Source organism: Emticicia fontis (assembly GCF_054779675.1).
Genome location: NZ_BAAGXU010000066.1, coordinates 261,870 through 281,021, shown reverse-complemented (window position 1 = coordinate 281,021; position 19,152 = coordinate 261,870). Strand labels below are relative to the sequence as shown.

15 protein-coding genes are annotated in these 19,152 nt (G+C 39.7%); 10 read left to right on the top strand and 5 right to left on the bottom strand.

Annotation, left to right across the window (positions count from 1 at the left end):
• Positions 1-8: 8 nt before the first annotated feature.
• Positions 9-1,196, bottom strand: a complete 1,188-nt coding sequence (locus ACYVFA_RS26600) for an MDR family MFS transporter (RefSeq protein ID WP_460474903.1) — start codon at positions 1,194-1,196, stop codon at positions 9-11.
• Positions 1,197-1,332: 136 nt separating this feature from the next.
• On the opposite strand from ACYVFA_RS26600, the gene ACYVFA_RS26595 reads away from it, so the two are divergent.
• On the top strand, positions 1,333-2,532 hold the full coding sequence (locus ACYVFA_RS26595) for an acetyl-CoA acetyltransferase (RefSeq protein WP_460474902.1): 1,200 nt from the start codon (positions 1,333-1,335) through the stop codon (positions 2,530-2,532).
• An 84-nt stretch (positions 2,533-2,616) separates the two neighbouring features.
• Here ACYVFA_RS26595 and ACYVFA_RS26590 read toward each other — a convergent pair whose 3' ends face one another.
• Positions 2,617-3,264: a LolA family protein gene (locus ACYVFA_RS26590; protein ID WP_460474901.1), complete on the bottom strand. Its 648-nt coding sequence runs from the start codon at positions 3,262-3,264 to the stop codon at positions 2,617-2,619.
• Positions 3,265-3,329: 65 nt separating this feature from the next.
• On the bottom strand, positions 3,330-5,909 hold the full coding sequence (locus tag ACYVFA_RS26585; RefSeq protein WP_460474900.1) for an FtsK/SpoIIIE family DNA translocase: 2,580 nt from the start codon (positions 5,907-5,909) through the stop codon (positions 3,330-3,332).
• 228 nt (positions 5,910-6,137) lie between these two features.
• On the opposite strand from ACYVFA_RS26585, the gene ACYVFA_RS26580 reads away from it, so the two are divergent.
• The 4 genes from ACYVFA_RS26580 to ACYVFA_RS26565 all read left to right on the top strand — a co-directional run bounded on the left by ACYVFA_RS26580 (position 6,138) and on the right by ACYVFA_RS26565 (position 8,882).
• Positions 6,138-6,881, top strand: a complete 744-nt coding sequence (locus ACYVFA_RS26580; RefSeq protein WP_460474899.1) for a hypothetical protein — start codon at positions 6,138-6,140, stop codon at positions 6,879-6,881.
• A complete protein-coding gene (locus tag ACYVFA_RS26575; RefSeq protein WP_460474898.1) occupies positions 6,872-7,630 on the top strand; it encodes a leucine-rich repeat domain-containing protein in 759 nt (252 codons plus the stop codon). Before ACYVFA_RS26580 ends, ACYVFA_RS26575 begins: the two co-directional genes overlap by 10 nt.
• A 180-nt stretch (positions 7,631-7,810) precedes the next feature.
• A complete protein-coding gene (locus ACYVFA_RS26570) occupies positions 7,811-8,224 on the top strand; it encodes a hypothetical protein (RefSeq protein ID WP_460474897.1) in 414 nt (137 codons plus the stop codon).
• 10 nt (positions 8,225-8,234) lie between these two features.
• On the top strand, positions 8,235-8,882 hold the full coding sequence (locus tag ACYVFA_RS26565; RefSeq protein ID WP_460474896.1) for a hypothetical protein: 648 nt from the start codon (positions 8,235-8,237) through the stop codon (positions 8,880-8,882).
• Between the two features lie 12 nt (positions 8,883-8,894).
• On the opposite strand, the gene ACYVFA_RS26560 is transcribed toward ACYVFA_RS26565, so the two are convergent.
• Both ACYVFA_RS26560 and ACYVFA_RS26555 read right to left on the bottom strand, forming a co-directional pair.
• The gene (locus tag ACYVFA_RS26560) at positions 8,895-9,983 is read right to left on the bottom strand and encodes a creatininase family protein (RefSeq protein WP_460474895.1); all 1,089 of its coding nucleotides are present in this window, start codon (positions 9,981-9,983) and stop codon (positions 8,895-8,897) included.
• Positions 9,984-10,092: 109 nt separating this feature from the next.
• The gene (locus ACYVFA_RS26555) at positions 10,093-11,247 is read right to left on the bottom strand and encodes a threonine aldolase family protein (RefSeq protein ID WP_460474894.1); all 1,155 of its coding nucleotides are present in this window, start codon (positions 11,245-11,247) and stop codon (positions 10,093-10,095) included.
• A 253-nt stretch (positions 11,248-11,500) separates the two neighbouring features.
• On the opposite strand from ACYVFA_RS26555, the gene aac(6') reads away from it, so the two are divergent.
• The 5 genes from aac(6') to ACYVFA_RS26530 all read left to right on the top strand — a co-directional run bounded on the left by aac(6') (position 11,501) and on the right by ACYVFA_RS26530 (position 18,961).
• Positions 11,501-11,938 (top strand): GNAT family N-acetyltransferase, encoded by a 438-nt coding sequence (gene aac(6'), locus ACYVFA_RS26550; protein WP_460474893.1) that lies wholly within the window; start codon positions 11,501-11,503, stop codon positions 11,936-11,938.
• 67 nt (positions 11,939-12,005) lie between these two features.
• Positions 12,006-12,722: a hypothetical protein gene (locus ACYVFA_RS26545; RefSeq protein ID WP_460474892.1), complete on the top strand. Its 717-nt coding sequence runs from the start codon at positions 12,006-12,008 to the stop codon at positions 12,720-12,722.
• A gap of 216 nt (positions 12,723-12,938) precedes the next feature.
• Positions 12,939-15,284, top strand: a complete 2,346-nt coding sequence (locus tag ACYVFA_RS26540) for a PSD1 and planctomycete cytochrome C domain-containing protein (protein ID WP_460474891.1) — start codon at positions 12,939-12,941, stop codon at positions 15,282-15,284.
• 36 nt (positions 15,285-15,320) lie between these two features.
• Positions 15,321-16,775 (top strand): DUF1501 domain-containing protein, encoded by a 1,455-nt coding sequence (locus ACYVFA_RS26535; protein ID WP_460474890.1) that lies wholly within the window; start codon positions 15,321-15,323, stop codon positions 16,773-16,775.
• Between the two features lie 41 nt (positions 16,776-16,816).
• Positions 16,817-18,961, top strand: coding sequence for an FN3 associated domain-containing protein (locus ACYVFA_RS26530; protein ID WP_460474889.1), 2,145 nt, complete (start codon positions 16,817-16,819; stop codon positions 18,959-18,961).
• The last annotated feature ends 191 nt before the right edge of the window (positions 18,962-19,152 follow it).

Genomic DNA, 19,152 nt, shown 5'->3' with positions numbered 1-19,152 from the left:
GAGGGGCTTTACGCAATTTTTCTTCGTAAAGCTCCAAATCCCAGAGTAGCTACTAAACCCAACGAACCTAGAATATACCATAGCGCATCAAATCCGAACAAAGCAATGGTTTGTGTACCTATTAATGGTGCCGAAATCTGAGCAATCGACCAGCTCATGGCGTATAACGCCGAGTACTGCCCTCTATTATGTGGCTTTGCCCGCTCAATACTAAACGCATTCATAAAAGGCATGGCAAACATTTCGGAGAATGTAGCGAATATAATCCCAACAATCAACCAGGCATAATTATGTGTAAGCAGAAAAATGATATAATTAGGTATCACCAGAAATGCACCAAAGCTAATAAGCGATAGCCGCTTGAATCTGCCCTCAATTTTATAGATAAAAATCATTTCAAATAAGGCTACCACCAGGCCGTTCAGCCCTAATAAATACCCAATCTGAACTTCCGACAGATTGCAGGCTTCTTTATAGAAAAGCGGCCCTATAGTGAATAATTGTGAGAAAGCTATGGCATAAAAAGAAGCTAATACAATAAATATCATATAAGTACGGTCTCTTAAAGCCGAATCTTTCTTGTCAATTATTACTTTGCTGATTCCTACCTCTTTTTTCTTTTTAGTACTTCTCAAAAATGCCCATACAAATATTCCTGCGCCAATATTTGTCAACCCATCTGCCCAAAAAAGTAATTTATAATCTCTTGCTGCCAGAAAACCACCAATAGCCGGACCAATAGACCAACCTAAATTAATAGCTAAGCGTATCAATGAAACGGAACGTGTAAAAGTTTCTGGCGTACTGAAATCGGCAATGGAAGCAGAGTTGGCAGGGCGATAAGCTTCTCCAAAGGCACTGAGGCCAAAGGCATAAATACACAAGAGATAGAAGTGTTGCGTATGCACCATTACGATAAACATGATTCCTCCCAGAAGAAGACTCCAGAATTGTACCGGATAGTATCCTATTTTATCAGTTAACTTTCCACCTACCCAGGTGCCAAAAATAGAACCGACACCAAACATCGTCATCACTATTCCGGCTTCCCGTACGCTGAAATTCAGTTTTTGAGTAAGATAAACCGTCAGAAAGGCAATGACCATCGTACCGCTCCGGTTGACGAACATCACAATTGCCAATAACCACACTTGCCGGGAGAGCCCACCAAAGGCATTACGAAATAAGGAAACCATGTGAGGATAAAAGAAGATAATAGGACTATAACAAAGGTAATATTTTCTGAACTTGCATCAAACTAAAGAAATTCTTAGTTTTGTCAAAGGAGGTATGCAAGCATACCAATTTCAACTAAAACATACTATTCAACTAATGGAAGCATATATATATGATGCCATCCGGACTCCCAGAGGCCGTGGCAAGGCAGATGGGGCTTTATATGATGTACAGCCTATACAGTTACTCTCCACTGTTCTGAAATCTTTAAAAGAACGCAATGATTTAGATACCAGTTATGTCGACGATGTAATTGTAGGATGTGTCTCGCCTATTGGCGAGCAAGGAGGTGATATTGCTCGTGCGGCCGTATTAGATTCGGGTTATGCACAGACGGTTGCAGGAGTCCAAGTTAATCGTTTCTGTTCATCTGGTTTAGAGGCTATCAATATGGCGGCTGCTTATGTGATGTCTGGTCAGGTAGATTTACTGGTAGCAGGAGGGGTAGAGTCTATGTCGCGTGTACCGATGGGTTCTGACGGTGGTGCTTTGATGATGAACCCTCAATTGATAGCAGCGCATAAATTGGTACCACAAGGTATTTCTGCCGATCTGATTGCTACTAAATTTGGTTATTCAAGAACTGATGTAGATACCTATGCCGCTGAATCTGTGCGCAGAGCAGTAGAAGCGCAAAAAAGTGGCTATTATAAATCAATGGTTTCTGTAAAGGATGAAATAGGAATTACAGTTTTGGATAGAGACGAGGGCATCAGACCAGATACAACAGTAGAATCTCTAAGCAAACTCAAACCTGCTTTTGAAATGCTTGGTAGTATGGGGCTTGATGCTTTAGCTTTGATGAAATACAATCATCTAACTAGTATCAATCACGTTCACCATGCCGGAAATTCCTCACAAATCAGCGATGGAGCAGGGGCATTGCTGATAGGTAATAAAGAAATAGGAGAGAAATTAGGTTTAAAACCTCGTGCTAAAATCAGATCTTTTGCCATCGTTGGCTCAGACCCTACAATTATGTTGACTGGCCCAATACCTGCTACACAAAAGGTATTAAAGAAAGCAGGAATGAGCCTAAGCGATATAGATGTTTTTGAAGTAAATGAAGCCTTTGCGGCCATACCAATGTTATTTATGGATCAATTGGGTGCAGATCATACCAAAGTAAATATAAATGGTGGGGCAATTGCCTTAGGCCATCCGCTAGGTGCTACCGGAGCGATTCTTTCTACAGCCCTGATTGATGAAATGGAGCGTTCAGATAAAGCAACTGGTCTGGTAAGTCTTTGTATTGGCGGAGGCATGGGCATTGCTACGATTTTTGAAAGAGTGTAAAAGGGAGCTTTATAACATAAGCAATAAAACAAAAATCTCTGAAACTTTAAGTTTCAGAGATTTTAATACACCTTGATAAGACATTTATCGTAAATCAACTACCTCTACACCTGGATAAAGTTTTTTATCGAATGTGAATATTTTATCGTCGGCAGGGGCGTTTGGCATAAACTTGTCAACACGGAAAACGGTACGTTTGCCACTTTTATCCCACACTTTCCACGATTTCACAGATTTATCATTCTTATTGACTTTGATTTGTACCTTTGCAATCTTGCTTGATTTATCTTCAGGCGAAAGCTCAACTACTTCATAAAACTGGCTACCTTCTTTTACTTCTTCCAGAAATACGTATTTATAGCCTTTTTTGTAGATAGTATAAATCTTGGTTGGAGATAACTCTTCCTGTGTAGTAGGGTCAAACTCTGTAATGTTTACTTCATTGGTCTCTTTTACGTAAGTATACATATCCTTGCCATTCGCAAATACTTCCTGACCAGCCATTTTCAAACGGAATTTAGCGCCTTTTACAGTGACATCACCTTTATAACTCTCGGTCATTTTTGCATTATTACCTTCGGTGCCGTAAGTAAAAGAAGCATTAAATGATTTCATGTTCTGATACTTCTTACTCATTTCGTCAAGAATTACCGTAGCTTTCTGGTCTTTCTGGGCATATACTAAACTGCTAACAAACAGCAGATTAGCAAGTATTAAAAATAGTTTCTTCATCTATGTAAAAAGGGGTTAATTTGGGATACTTACTTAATCTTTAGACTAAAAAAATGTTCCAAGGATTAATTCTTTCGCAAATTTCGTAAAATTTCTTCTAAATGGGTAATATCTTTCACTAAAACCTCACGGGCCTTGCTGCCTTCAAATGCACCTACAATGCCTGCTCCTTCCAGTTGGTCAATGATTCTCCCGGCTCTGTTGTAGCCCAATTTCATTTTTCTTTGTATCAAAGATGTACTTCCCTGCTGATGTGTCACCAACAGACGAGCCGCCTCTTCAAACATCGGATCTAATTCTGATGGGTCAAAATCTAGAGTTTCACTCTCATCATCGCCATAGAATTCAGGGAGCATATAGGCAGAATCGTAGGCTCTCTGGCTACCAATAAATTCACATATCTCTTCCACCTCCGGCGTATCTACAAACGGACATTGCAGACGTACCATATCCGAACCCATAGAAAGCAACATATCTCCATTACCAACCAATTGCTCAGAACCACCTGTATCCAGGATAGTACGTGAGTCAATTTTGGAAGTAACTTTGAACGACAAACGAGCCGGGAAGTTGGCTTTGATAAGACCCGTGATTACGTTCACCGACGGACGTTGTGTCGCCACAATCAAGTGAATACCGATGGCACGGGCTAATTGTGCCAGACGAGCAATCGGTTGTTCAACCTCTTTGCCCGCTGTCATCATCAAATCGGCCAACTCGTCAATTACTAATACGATATATGGTAAGTATTTATGCCCCTTTTCAGGGTTCAGACGACGCTGAATAAACTTGGCATTGTATTCTTTAATATTTCTTACCCCTGCGTCTTTTAATAAGTTATAGCGGCTATCCATTTCGATACAAAGCGAATTGAGCGTATAAATTACTTTCTTGGTATCTGTAATAATAGCCTCTTCCGAATTAGGTAGCATAGCCAAGAAATGGCGCTCAATTTTATTATAGAGTGTCAACTCCACTTTCTTAGGGTCAACCAATACAAACTTTATCTGAGACGGGTGTTTTTTGTATAACAAAGACGTCAGGATCACGTTCAAGCCAACTGATTTACCTTGTCCTGTCGCCCCTGCCATCAATAAGTGAGGCATTTTGGCAAGGTCAGTAATAAAGGCTTCATTAGAGATAGTTTTTCCTAAAATGATAGGCAATTCAAAATTACTTTTCTGAAACTTCTCATTAGCAATAACCGATTTCATCGTTACCATTTCACGGTTTTTGTTCGGTACCTCAATACCCACCGTACCTTTACCCGGCATTGGCGCAATGATACGAATACCCAAGGCTGCTAGATTTAGCGCAATATCATCTTCCAGATTCTTGATTTTCGAGATTCTGATACCAGCATCCGGCACAATTTCATAAAGCGTTACCGTAGGGCCAATCGTAGCTTTAATGCTCGCAATTCCAATCTGGAAATTGCGCATGGTTTCTACAATTTTGTTTTTATTTGCCTCTAATTCTTCTTCCGTTACCTTACCACCTGCATGACTGTACTCACTTAACAAAGTAATAGGCGGATACTGGTAATTGTCTAAATCAAGGGTAGGGTCATACAGACCAAAGTCTTTTAATACCTTCTCATTCACATCATCGTCGTCCAGATCACCCTCATAATCATCGTCTGGCGTATCATTATTTCTGGTATCCTCTATAATAAAAGTTGGTTCAACCTTCGGCTCATTCTTTATAGGCGCAGGCTTATCTACTTCTAATTTAACACCATTATTAGCCACCGGAGTTGGTACGGGTTTTTCAATAAACGGCTTTTCTTCAAAAGGCTTTGGTACTTCAATTTCATCCTCGTAGCGCGGTGCTTTGTAAAGATCATTTACGGTTACAGGCACAGGAATAGGCTCCGGCCTTTTTACAGGCTCTCTGAATGGCGACTCATTATCTTCTACATCATATTGCACAGCTTGGCGGATACGCTCAGTAGAAATATCTTCTTTCGGTGGACGATTAAAGTATTTAGCCAGAAACCAATCATCAATATTGGTATAGCCATGAAAGAAAATAACCCATGCTGCCAATGCCAATAAGATAATTAAAATACCTCCAGAACCAATGGCATGATATAGAAACTTATTGACTGAATATCCAAGCCCTCCACAGAAAGTACCTGCCGGAAGCTCAAACAATAAAACAAAGTAACCGATACAGATACTTGTCCAGAAAATATAGAAAATGCTGCCCAATGTAAAGCGATTCAGGCTTTGTGGCAATAAATCACGCTTAAAAACCAATCTGTATCCAGACCAGAAAACAACCGGTAACCATCCGAAGGCAGCTATACCAAACCATTGAAAGATGAAATAATGAGAAATATAGGCTCCCATTAAACCCATCATATTGCGTGGCTTGCGATCTGTTTGTTCGAGAGCAGAGCTAAATGTACGTTGTACAATATCCTGATCAGCATCGCCAACGGCCAGATGAGATACAAATGATACCAGAAGGATGACCGATAAAATCAATAGAAAGATACCAAACGCTAACAGATAGCTGTCTGTACTCACATTGAACTCAATAGGCACTTGAGTTCCGCCGCTGCTACTTTGGCCTTTCGAAGGTGTACGCGGGGCATTCTTCGGTGGCTGTTTTTTGCGAAATGTATTACTACTAGACATCTGAGAATTTTATAGGAAAGCAATGAATTTTAAAACAAATATATGAATTTTACAATAAAACCCCTTAAAATCTGATAAAATAGTATTGTATAGATACGCAATCAGCTAGTATCCAATAAAATACCAAAACCTGCCAGTTACAAACTTTCACTGCCCACCTACAAATTATTACTTCTATCTAAAGAGCAGATAAATGATATTTGTTACATCAATTTAATTCAGCCAGCCATGAGCGAAAATACAATCTATCGGATGAGTTTCTTTTCTGCATTCTATGCCATCTGTTTTGTTGGTATGTATTTCTATGGCAGAAAAGGTTCGCCTGTATTAGCTCCTGCTTTATGCGCCGGACTATGGGTATTTTTCACCATTGCTACTTATTTTGTTGGCGGAGCGCCCATGAGCTTGTTGGCTCTCCTTACTGTAGTCGTCTTACTATTTACTTTTAAATCTCCACCCGATAACAGCATCCAGCTATTTTTCAGCGAAAACAAAATCTATAAATCAGGAAAAAGACCCAAGGCTGTCATAGACGTACTGGGCGACAGAAGATGGGTATTAGCTGAAAGCAAAATATACACCCGTAATAACGAATGGGTGAATTATTTGTTTTGGCAAGGCATGACAACTTCGGGTATTTATAACGGCAAAACCTACTCAACCACCTATCGGCACTATCTGGCTTTTATTTTTGAGCCGAATACGGTAAGCGAAAATTTTAAGAAAAAGGCAGAGGCTTTAATGGATAAATCACATTATACATTCAAGGAAAAATGGAAGTACTTCTTTACGCTTGATACTGATAAGCCATACCTTGTAAAAACCACCGAAGATGGCGGCTTTGTGATAGCATTTGACACCTTTGTCGACGCCAAAGTATATGCCAAAAATCTGGCATGGATAAAAGCGAATATCGAAACAGCACCTAAAGCGAATCAACGAACCCCAACTTACCAACAATCATGGCGCTAAAGAGCTTATTTTTAAGTCTGATATTGACTGCTTTTTTCGGTTATAGCTTCACAGTAGGCCTTACTACCAAAGACTCTTTTATTCAGAAAGTTCCTGAATGGGGAGGCTTTGTGATTCTGATAGGAGGAGGGGTGCTCTATTTATTAGCATTCTGGTGGGGCATCAAAGGATTTCCTCAACATAAATTCTTAAGCATTGTTTCATTAGGCTTAAGTGGCTTCGGGCTAGCTTGTTACGCTCTGGTTATTTCTATGGAATTGAATAGGGGTAAAGCATCTCCCGGACAGTTTGATTATGACTTAGGGAAAATTCCGGTACAGGAACAAGCCGCTATCCGCTCACTTGCCAAACAAACTGGTATACCCGAAAAAGAAATTCATTTGACTGAATACTGGAAACTCCGGGATTTCCCGATGGCAGTTTGTCTTCAAAAAGGGCACGTGATGGGGATAGGTGTAACAGATAGACCTATTACTGATATATCTGTTTTATCGGTCTTACCAGAATTAGATGGACTTTATCTCAGAGGCACACACCTGAAAGACTTAAGCGATTTAAAATCATCTAAACTGTATCGTCTGGAATTACAAAACAATGAGTTTACTGATTTGACAAGTTTCTCTGGTATCCCCAATGTCGAATGGCTTTTTGTAGATAATAACCACCTGAAAACGTTGGAGGGTATAGAGCAGATGCCAAAATTAAAGGAAAAGAGTTTTAGCGGAAACCCTGATCTGCAAGAAAATTAAGTATGAAAAAGACCATGTTATATATCGTCATTGGTTTTAGCATCTTGTTCATCATTTAAAAGAGACTTGCCTATCATGGTTTCCAACGATTATTTTCTGGAATCGGCCAATGGGAATGCTTATATCGTAGCCAATAGCCTGATCTATAAATTTAGTATCACCCACTAAAATATTCCCCCAATGAATCGCTCACAGATTTTATTAACTCTAGGTATTATTATCGCCTTCCCAATTCTTTTTGGTGGAATATGGAGTGGCGTCTGCTATATGATTAGTGCCATAGGCGGCTGGCAAAGCTTATCTAAAAAATATGAAGCACCTAAAGATACTTTTGTCGATCAGAAATTTACCGACGAAAACGGCAGGTTTGGTCTATCAAACTATAAATTTACTTTGACAGTCGGGTTTTCCAACGCGGGCATTTTCTTTGCCAATAACCCATTTTTCAGAATTGGCCATCCGCCTTTACTCATTCCGTGGAGAGAGGTAAAACTGGTTTCAGCCAACGGAATGTTTCTGCAATTGCAGATAGATAATACTAATATATGGTTGAATTCGAAGTTCTTAAGTACAATTCAACAACATTTACGATAATTCAAAAGCCATGAGCACTACAACCATCCTTCTCGTTTTCTTTGGTTCTCTAGCCTATTATTATTTCGTTTTACGGAAATATAATTCGCTGGGTTTCCGGATGTTTTCTCTCTTTACATTCATGACCACCTGTTTCATTTACTGGTGGTATGGTGGCTATAAAGAACTGGAAGACCTCAAAAAAAATGGGACTCATACCGAAGCCACAGTTATCAAAAAAAGCATTGAAGGAAAACCCAACAGCAATGTACCAGACAACGTGGTAACCATCAGCTATATGTCAAAGAACGGTAAAATGCTCACAGCCGAAGCCCGTGAAATGACCTCCAAAGAAGAATATGAAGAGGTATCTGTCGGACAAAAAGTACAGATAGTATATGGCAACAGAGCGAAAAATATTCAATTACAAACTACTTTTGACAGGTCACTAAAAGACTATAACTGGATTCTTGTCATGCCTGCCCTCTTTTTCTTAATAGGGCTGGGCTGTCTGATATTTTTAAGCAAACTCAAAGTACATGCGCACGAAGGTACTGTATATGAGTACGTGACCGACGAAAACGGAAAAGTAGTGCTTGATGATAGGCAGTCAGATACTACTCGTACGATCAAAAAGCTAAATCTAGTCTCAAAGATTGTTCAGGCGTTCGCTAAATAGGAGAGAACAGATTTATTTCTGCGTTTTAGTAACCCAAAAACGCTCTCCTCTGAACTGGCACCAGGCTTTATTCACAGCCCCTGACTCATTTCTTACAAACAGAATATTCATATTCATTGATGAGAAATAGTCTGGGGCATCCTGGTATAAATGAAAGAAATTCCGGGTATCTTTGCCATTCCAGATGAAATGCAGGATATTGTCTTTCTGGCTTATCTCCAGTTTCTTGCCCGTGGCATCTTCATAAGTGCCTTCATAGGCAGCATATGCTGCTCTCCGGTCTTTCATAGTTGGCAAAGCACAAGTAGCCACACTATCTATTTCTTTCATCAACTCCTGGGCAAATGAAGCCATGTTTTTCTGCCCTTTTTCTTTTGTGCCTAGCGCCGCATAACCATTAATCCCGCTGGTATTCAGGTTGCCTGTTTCAATAATTAACGGTGTCATATTCCCGCTTTTCCCTTTCATGCTCGAATCATTCACTGCCTTTCTCATATCTACCAGATCCGGACGGAGACTTAATACATTTGAGGTCTCTAATTCATCCGCATGGCCGCTATAAGTTTTGGTTCGGATACGCGCCTCCGCTTGATCAAAAGAAGGACGGCTGTACTGACTATAATACAACAATATACCCTCTTCAGCCAATGTTTTAGCCGCCGTTTCAAGCGTAGGAGTCGTGCTGACACCCACATTAATAATATAAAACCTCTTTGGCCCATACCCGGCCAGACTCCTTACAATCTCAACTACCATATTGGTAGCGGTAGCAAAAGTAGTACTCGTTGAGCCCGGATATTTTAAAAAAGCCGGATAAAATCCATAGCTAACTACGGGTGTAATCACTACTTTCTTCTCTAAAGCCACTCTTTTAGACAATCCCTCAGCTTGAAGAAAATCGGTCGATAAGGGTAGATGAGGGCCATGTTCTTTAGCCGCAGCGCCCAAAGGAATTACTACAACCGTTTCACTATTCAATACCTTTTGGGCCTCAGTCCAGCTAATATCTTCCAGATAAATGGCTTTATTAGCTGGGTTTCTCTGCTGTGCCAGGCAAGCAAACGAAAGATTGATGAAAAAGAGGATAAAGATTTTATTCATAAAGTTTAGTTAATTCGAGAGACAATTTCGTTACTAAAAGTTGTGTTGGTCGCAAAAGGTAGTCACCGTAGCGTATACCTTTTTACGTTAAACAAAGCCTTGCAAAAACCTATTTAAGACTACTCACAAACCCATTAGCCAATGTCGGGACACTGCTTTTCAATAATGATTCATTCACTAATAAATTAAAACCACCGGTTTCGTTGTGACGGGCAATAATGCCGTTTTTCTTTAAATTTTCCGAGAATGCTTTCGGTTCAATCCCTTTCACTTTCAGCTTGAAAATATTCGTTCCATTCTGAATCCTTTGTATTTCAAAACTATCATGGCTATCCAGCTTTTTCATCAACTCTTCTCCCATACTCACAGCTTTGCTATATCTATCCGAAAAGCCCTCTAAATAATGCAAGGCTACTGCCGCGTAGGTCCATACCTGATGTAAGCCTCCGCCAAACATCCGTCGGGCATGATACATCGGAGCAATCAATTCTTTTGGTCCGGCCAGTATAGCACCCGATGCCGCATTGAAATATTTATACAAGGAGATATAAACTGTATCAAACAAAGAAGCATAGGTAGCCGGACTAATGCCAGTATACCCGGATGCCAGAAAAAGCCTTGCCCCATCCAGATGCATTTTTATATCATTGGTTCTGGCTAAGGCCGAAATCTGTTTCATTTGCTCATAATCAAATAGCTCTCCGGTTTTTCTGCGCACAGGTGATTCGATAGAAATAACACCTACTTTAGAAGCTACTCTCCCTCCAGCAGTGCGTTTCAGCACTTCATTTACTTCATCAACTGTAAAGGTTGCCTTATCAAACCCCAGAGGAATCAGATTAAGGTTACTCAAAGTCTGAGCACAATCACCAGTATCATTATACACATGGCTTTCATGTTGCAGAATAACCCGGTTGTTTTTGCCCGCCAGCGTTCTGATCGCTAAATGATTGGCCAATGTACCTGTCGGCATAAACACAGCCGCTTCTTTACCCAATAATTTAGCCATTTTATTCTCTAATTCTTCCACACACCCATTCAACGAATAATAATCGGCTGCTAAATCATCCTTTTTGGTAAGTTCGCTCAATAATTGAGTATAAGCCAAAGGAGAAAGGGAGATTCCATCAGAAACAAAATTGACCATACCGGCTGGCGTATCAATCAGATTTGCTTTGGGTGTAAAAGCCTGAGCAGATAAAGCAGGAGCTATCGAAAGCGCAGAAGACAGCTTCAGGAATTTCCTCCGTTGTAGGTGGTTCATGGGTTTGTGAAGTGTTTTTTAGAGAAGTACTAAAATTAAGGATAATTTTTAATGATTGGAAGCAGATGAAAGTTTTTATCAGTAATTATTTTATGAAAACATACTGTATCTGAGTACTTATTTTTAATAAAAAGAAGATGCCCGAAGTGTGATAAAATTATACAAGGTATAAGATATTTAGTTCGTATATTTGAATATGTTTGAATATGGTCGGCAAGTATAAAGAGTAATGCTAATTATCAGATAACCAAAAATGAAAATAGAAATAATAGCTGAGGAAAATCTTAAACCGCTCATTGATTTGGTTTTGGAACTCTGGCCGGATTGCTCGTTTGAAGAAGAATTTGAAAATTATAGAAGTATCATAGGCACTGAAAATGAAATTTGCTATCTGGTAAAAGACCATGGGAAATACATAGCTTTTATACATGTAGGTACCCGCAGTGACTATGTGGAAGGGTCAATAGAATCGCCTGTTGCTTATATTGAAGGGGTTTATGTAAAACCCGAATTTCAGAAAAAAGGCATTGCCAGAGAATTGATAAATACGGCAAAAAATTGGGCTAAAGAAAAAGGATTTAAGCAAATAGCATCAGATACAGAACTTTCAAATACATCAAGTATAGATTTTCATAAAAAATTGGGATTCACAGAAGTGGATAGGATAGTTTGTTTCATTAAAGACCTATAAAAGAATAGAATTGGGAAACAGTCCAAAAAATAACTACTTACATAAGCTAACATTAATTTTTGTTGGAATGATGGCCTACATTTTTGCAGACATTATTCACGAAGCTATTGGGCATGGGTTAACATCTTTGATTTTAGGAAACAAAATCACTCTGCTTACTTCTGTATATTTCAGAAGTGAAAAACATAGTTTCATAACAGATGCCTGTGGCCCTTTACTCAATCTTGCAGCAGGTTTGTTAGTCTTAGTGTTTTTAAAAAGAGTAAATATTGCTGATTTATATGTCAGACTTTTGCTCGTTCTAACTGCGGCATTTAACTTCTTTTGGTTTTCATGGATGTGTATTTATAGTGGATTTACGAATAAAGGAGACTTTGCTTTTTATATTTCATCACCAATAGGCGTTTATGTCTGGCAATTTTTTCTGATTATTTCAGGATTCTTGTCTTATTACCTCACTTTCAATAGTATTATTAAAAGAACAGGATTCCAAAGTGTATCAACTATTATTGATTCAGACAGGTTATTTTTAATTCCATATTTGGCAGCAGGAATATTTTCGTTCATCGCCGTATCGTTTTACCTTCCCTGGTCGTTCAATAATTTTTATGAAGCATTTGTATTCCCTATGTTTCTTCCAACAGTCTTTCTATCAATACAACCAAAAAATAGTATTCCAATTGAGAAAAACTATACGTTTGAGCAGCAAAAGATTCTGATTCTGGCAGGGATAATTTTATTAATTGTATTCTGCTTAACGATGGGAATAGGTATAAGACCGTAAATTTAATAACACCAATAGTAGGTCTACCACAACCAATATAAACTTTTAAGGTTTAAACAAATTATACATTTTTTTTATACATTTGTTAGAAACTCGTCTATACAAGTTCCCTGAAAATGAATTATTAAAATATTTTAATAATATAAGAAAAAGTTTTATTTTTTCTGGAAAAAGTGCTAAATTTGTTTCCCAGATAACCTCTATTTAACACCCTGAATGAAAACGCTAACCGTAAAGATTAAATACCTCTTTCTCCTTTGCCTCGTTACGGTAGGCATTGCTTCTATTGTATGGAATTGCACGAGTGCTTCTGCTGAAACCTCTGCTATGCCTGACGAAGTAGACTATAATTTTCATATCCGCCCGATTCTATCTGACCGTTGTTTCAAATGCCACGGCCCTGATGCCAATAAGAGAGAAGCCAATTTACGCCTCGATACACCCGAGGGCGCTTTTGCCGCTCTAAAAGATAATCCGAAAGCACATGCCATTGTAGCAGGTAACCCAGATATGTCAGCCGTGTTTTTGAGAATTACTTCTAAAGACTCCACTCAATTGATGCCTCCGGTTGAATCTAACCTGAAACTGACTCAACACGAAATAGACCTGATTGAAAAGTGGATCAAACAAGGAGCTAAATACAAAGCGCACTGGGCATTTATTGAGCCTAAGAAGACGAATGTTCCGAAAGCAGATGAAGATTGGGTAGTAAACGAAATCGACAATTTTGTATACGACAAAATGCGCGAAAAAGGACTCAAACCTAATGAGGAAGCTACTAAAGAACAATTGTTAAAGAGAGTAAGCCTTGACCTGACCGGACTACCCCCAACCATAGAAATGCAGGAACGCTTCCTGAAAGATACATCTCCGAATGCCTATGAAAAAGTAGTAGATGAACTCCTGAAAAATAAGCATTATGGTGAAAAAATGGCAACTTATTGGCTCGATGTAGCCCGTTATGCCGATTCACATGGGTATCAGGATGATGGCTTACGCACCATGTGGCCGTGGAGAGACTGGGTGATTCATGCCTACAACGATAATTATCCATATAGCAAATTTTTAAGCTGGCAATTGGCCGGAGATTTATTGCCTAACCCCGATGGTAGCGATAAACCTTCTAAAGAAATGCTATTGGCCACAGGTTTTAACCGCAACCATAAAATTACGCAAGAGGGTGGAGTAATAGATGAAGAATATCGCGTAGAATACGTAACCGATCGTACCAATACCTTTGGTAAATCTTTCTTGTCGCTCACATTTGAGTGTGCCAAATGCCACGATCATAAGTATGACCCGATTTCACAGAAAGATTATTATAGCACCTTTGCCTTCTTCAATCAGGTGCCGGAAAAAGGGCTTTTCGGAACTATCGATGCCTCTTATGCCGATCCACCAAATATGGCAATTACCGATGCAGATGTGAAATCTTTATTGAAATTTATCAATAAGAAAGACACCGCCAAAGTGATGGTAATGGTCATGAAAGATACGTCTAAAGTGCGTACTACTTATGTACTGAACCGAGGCAATTACGATGCGCATGGCGATTCGGTAACGTATGGACTACCCAAGAGCATATTGAAGTTTGATACGATTCAATACGGCAAAGGTCGTTTGGGCTTGGTGAAGTGGCTATTAGATAATAAAAATCCACTTACGGCAAGGGTATATGTCAATCGGCTATGGGCGCAATTCTTTGGTAGAGGAATCGTAAAAACATTAGGTGATTTTGGGATGCAGGGCGAATTGCCATCTCACCCGCAATTGCTTGACTGGCTGGCAGTAGATTTCAGAGAAAAAGGCTGGAATGTAAAGCGATTGGTGAAACAGATTGTGATGTCGGCCACTTATAGACAATCCTCAGTGATTACGGATAAGCACCTGAAAACTGACCCTGAAAATATCTTTCTGGCACGCGCTTCCCGCATTCGTCTTCCGGCTGAAAATGTGCGTGATTATGTATTATCAAGTAGCGGTATTCTGAATGATGAAATTGGCGGACCAAGTATCAAACCCTATCAACCGAAAGGCTTATGGGAAGTAGCTACTTCGGGTAGAGGCAGTTTATCGAGATATGTACAAGACCATGAATCTGAGCTATATCGCAGAGGTATGTATGTGTTTATCAAGCGCACCGTGCCACCGCCAACCATGCTGATTTTTGATGCAAGTAACCGCGACCAATGCGAAGTACAACGAGTACGTACGAATACACCTTTGCAGGCTTTGGTGATGATGAATGACCCGCAGATGATTGAAGGCTCACGGGTATTAGCCGAGAATCTGACGCTTGAAAAAGGCTCTATAGATGAGAAACTGGAGAAGGCATTCAGAAAAGTGCTTTGCCGTGCACCAAAAGAAAAAGAAATGGCTGTGATTAAACAGTATTTCGACAATGAAGCTAGTCTCCTGAAAAAAGACCCTAAAAGAGCTGAAAGGCTTTTGAATATAGGCGAATACAAGCACGAGACCGTAAAAGATAAAGCCTCGGCTGCTGCCTTAATGCAAACAATTCAGATGTTATATAACATGGAAGAAGCCATTATGAGAGTCTGACTTTCTTATGCTTTTCCCTTATCATAAATTTTTCCGATGGAAAACGAGTTTCTTAAAAACAGATTTAATATTAACCGCCGCCATTTCCTGAGCAAATCTGCCGTAGGTCTGGGTAGTATGGCATTAGGTTCATTATTAATACCCGGATTATTTACGGGTGAAGAAGATAGTATGGCGCAATTGCCGTTGGGCTTGCCACATTTTGCACCTAAAGCCAAACGCATCATTTATCTGTTTCAGAATGGAGCCCCTTCTCAATTAGAGACTTTCGAATACAAACCATTATTAAATAAAATGGCAGGAGAAGAACTGCCGGAATCTATCAGAGGTACACAACGATTGACGGGTATGACTGCCAATCAAAGCAAATTCCCTTTGATAGGTTCTTATTTTGGTTTTAAACAATACGGCCAATCGGGGGCTTGGGTGAGCGATATGTTTCCGAACATGGCCAAGATTGTAGACGACTTGTGTATCATCAAAACCATGAATACAGAAGCCATTAACCATGACCCTGCCTTAACCTTTATCCAGACCGGAGCACAGGTAGGCAACCGCCCAAGTATGGGTGCATGGATGAGCTATGGCTTGGGCAGCGAAAACAAAAACCTGCCTGCTTTTTGCGTATTGCTTTCTCGTGGTCGTGGCAATGGACAAGGAGTGTATTCTAAATTATGGACTAACGGTTTCTTAGATTCAACGCATCAGGGCGTAGTATTCAGTAGTGGAGAAGACCCGATTTTATATCTGAAAGACATTGATGGTATCGACAAAGATTCTCGTCGCAGAATGCTGGACAAGTTATCAGAGCTTAATCATTTAGGTTTTGAGACAAGTGGTGACCCCGAAGTACAGGCCAAAGTACAACAATACGAAATGGCTTACCGTATGCAAACGGCTGTACCTGAATTGACAGACTTATCAAAAGAACCTGACCATATTGTAAAAATGTATGGCCCTGAATGTCTGGTACCGGGCACTTATGCAGCCAATGTATTATTAGCCAGAAAACTATCTGAATCAGGCGTACGTTTTGTGCAATTATACCACCAGGGATGGGATCAACACGGTAATTTGCCAAATGAAATGCCTTTACAGGCCGAAGATGTCGATCGCTCATCTGCAGCTTTGATTATGGACTTAAAGCAACGAGGTTTATTAGACGAAACACTGGTAATATGGGGTGGAGAATTTGGCAGAACCAACTATTGTCAGGGTACATTTACCAAAGATAATTACGGCAGAGATCATCACCCAAGAGCCTATACTATCTGGATGGCAGGAGGCGGTGTAAAACCGGGCATTGTCTATGGCGAAACAGATGAGTTTGGCTATAATGTGATTAAAGACCCTGTGCATATCAATGATTTCCACGCAACGGTTATGCACCTGATGGGCTTGAATCACGAACAACTAACCTATAAACACCTGGGCAGAAGATACAGACTGACAGACGTAGCAGGCAAATTAGTGCCGGGCATTATAGCCTAGCTCATTGTCTCAAACCACCTATTGCACCCTAAACACATCGAATGAATCGTTTTTTTAAAGTTTGCTCGTATCTTTTACTGGTAGGCAATATCCTTTTACTATTCTTACTCTTTTTTGAGCAACGGGTCAGAATACCTGTCTGGATTAGTCCGTTTGGGCGTTTACATCCAGCACTTTTACACTTACCGATAGGCTTCTCTGTCATTCTGGTTATATTCTTATTATTTAAAAAGGAGTTTGAGCCTAAAAGCTTTTCTTTCTTTGTAAAACTCTTATTAATTATAACAGCGCTTACCTCATGCCTTACGGCTTTGATGGGCTTCTTTTTATCAAGAGAGGGTGGCTATGATGCCAGACTTCTGCAATGGCATAAATGGACAGGTGTAGGAGTTAGCCTATTTACTTATGCACTAACCTGGTTTTATGATGAATTATCGCAGAAAACCAGAACTTTGCAAGTATTATCGGCAGGTGGTTTAATCCTATTTATACTAGCCGGACATTATGGCGCAGCCATCACACATGGAGAAAACTATGTGTTTGAAGCCTTTGAAACCAAAACAAAAGCGCCGACATTCTCACAAGACAGCAGCCTATATCAGGCAGCCATCATGCCGATTCTGGAGAAGAAATGTATGAGCTGCCACAACGACCAGAAGGTAAAGGGTGAATTGAATATGGCGAGTGTAGCAAAAATTCTGAAAGGAGGTAAACATGGCGCTTTATGGAAAGCAGGCGATACTACAAGCCTTTTATTACAAAGGATTTACCTGTCTGAAGAAAAAAAAGAACATATGCCGCCTAAAGGCAAAGAGCAATTAACGGTTGAAGAAGTTGCCTTATTGACAGCATGGATTAAAGAAGGTGCCGACATGAAGAAAGCTGTGAAAAACTACGTGCCTCTCTCAAAAGCTAAAGCATTAGCCTTTAAAATAGCCGGAAGCAGCGGTACCGAAAAAGTATATAGTTTTCCGGAGGCTTCAGAAAAGGCTTTGACAGAAGTAAATACACCTTTTTGCGTAGTTGCTCCCTTAGCCACAGGTTCACCAGCATTAGAAGCAGAGTTTTTTGTGAGTAGAAAATTCGACCGTAAATCTTTAGAAAACCTATCAAAAGTACAAGAGCAATTAGTGGAACTAAGTCTGGCGAAAATGCCAGTAAAGGATGAAGATATAACCCTGATTGCCAAATTTCCGAATCTTGAAAAACTGAATCTGAACCAGACAGATATTACAGGTGCTACCTTAGACCAACTGGCGCAGTGTAAACATTTGAGTTCAGTGGCCCTATCCGGTACTAAAATCAGCAAAGAAAAAATGCAGAAATTGATGGCATTACCAGCCTTGTCAGAGGTTTTTGTATGGAATACTGCCTTAGATTCAGTAGCTATACAGGAACTTTCAAAAAAGTATCCAAAAGTGGCAATTGATGCAGGATATAAATCCAACCCAAATGAAATTCTGAAACTGAATCCTCCGATTCTGGTAAATGAAGAGTTTATCCTGAAAAAGAATGCGCCTATTGAATTAAAGCATACACTCAAAAACGTACAGATTCATTATACTTTAGACGGCAAAGACCCGGATTCAACTACACAGACTATCTATACCAAACCTTTAGTAGCTGAGAATTATACCCGCATTAAAGCGATGGCTACCAAAGACGGCTGGCGTGCCAGCGGCAAAGTAGATTATACTTTCTTTAAATCAAGTTTTGTGGCAGATACGGCTATTTTGCTTTCTGAGGCCAATGAGCGGTATAGAGGCAAAGGTGCTAAAAACCTAATAGATTTAAAGAAAGGCCCTAACGACAATCATGGAGATGCCGCCTGGTTAGGCTATCAGAATAAGGATTTTGTGAGTCTGGTTGAATTCAAAAAGCCTGAGCCACTTACTATGGTTACCATCAGTTATTTACAAAAAATAGGTTCACATATTATGCCTCCAGCCACCGTTGAGATCTGGGGAGGAAATAGCGAAGCTGATTTAAAGAAATTGCAGAAAGTTACCCCTGAACAACCCGTCAAAGGCGATGGCATGGCCAATCTGGGCATCAATGTGCCAATCAAATCAGGATCATATAAGGTCTTGAAGGTCATTGTAAAACCATTACCAAAACTCCCTAAATGGCATTCAGACAAAGGCAAACCGGGCTGGTTTTTTGTGGATGAGATACTTTTTAATTAAATGAATGATTGAGTGAATTAGTGATTGAGCGATTAAAATTTTTGATACCAATTGTGTACAGATTTTAATGGATTCTTGCTTCCGCCTAAATACATTAATAAATTCGTATATAAATAATTCTAATCACTCAATCACTAATTCACTCAATCACTCAATTCTCATGCAAATCTCCCGACGCTCCTTCTTAATAT

Excerpts from the sequence above, each read along its gene's own strand:
- ACYVFA_RS26600 (WP_460474903.1), bottom strand. The coding sequence starts at position 1,196 with ATGGTTTCCTTATTTCGTAATGCCTTTGGTGGGCTCTCCCGGCAAGTG.
- ACYVFA_RS26595 (WP_460474902.1), top strand. The coding sequence starts at position 1,333 with ATGGAAGCATATATATATGATGCCATCCGGACTCCCAGAGGCCGTGGC.
- ACYVFA_RS26590 (WP_460474901.1), bottom strand. The coding sequence starts at position 3,264 with ATGAAGAAACTATTTTTAATACTTGCTAATCTGCTGTTTGTTAGCAGT.
- ACYVFA_RS26585 (WP_460474900.1), bottom strand. The coding sequence starts at position 5,909 with ATGTCTAGTAGTAATACATTTCGCAAAAAACAGCCACCGAAGAATGCC.
- ACYVFA_RS26580 (WP_460474899.1), top strand. The coding sequence starts at position 6,138 with ATGAGCGAAAATACAATCTATCGGATGAGTTTCTTTTCTGCATTCTAT.
- ACYVFA_RS26575 (WP_460474898.1), top strand. The coding sequence starts at position 6,872 with ATGGCGCTAAAGAGCTTATTTTTAAGTCTGATATTGACTGCTTTTTTC.
- ACYVFA_RS26570 (WP_460474897.1), top strand. The coding sequence starts at position 7,811 with ATGAATCGCTCACAGATTTTATTAACTCTAGGTATTATTATCGCCTTC.
- ACYVFA_RS26565 (WP_460474896.1), top strand. The coding sequence starts at position 8,235 with ATGAGCACTACAACCATCCTTCTCGTTTTCTTTGGTTCTCTAGCCTAT.
- ACYVFA_RS26560 (WP_460474895.1), bottom strand. The coding sequence starts at position 9,983 with ATGAATAAAATCTTTATCCTCTTTTTCATCAATCTTTCGTTTGCTTGC.
- ACYVFA_RS26555 (WP_460474894.1), bottom strand. The coding sequence starts at position 11,247 with ATGAACCACCTACAACGGAGGAAATTCCTGAAGCTGTCTTCTGCGCTT.
- ACYVFA_RS26545 (WP_460474892.1), top strand. The coding sequence starts at position 12,006 with ATGATGGCCTACATTTTTGCAGACATTATTCACGAAGCTATTGGGCAT.
- ACYVFA_RS26540 (WP_460474891.1), top strand. The coding sequence starts at position 12,939 with ATGAAAACGCTAACCGTAAAGATTAAATACCTCTTTCTCCTTTGCCTC.
- ACYVFA_RS26535 (WP_460474890.1), top strand. The coding sequence starts at position 15,321 with ATGGAAAACGAGTTTCTTAAAAACAGATTTAATATTAACCGCCGCCAT.
- ACYVFA_RS26530 (WP_460474889.1), top strand. The coding sequence starts at position 16,817 with ATGAATCGTTTTTTTAAAGTTTGCTCGTATCTTTTACTGGTAGGCAAT.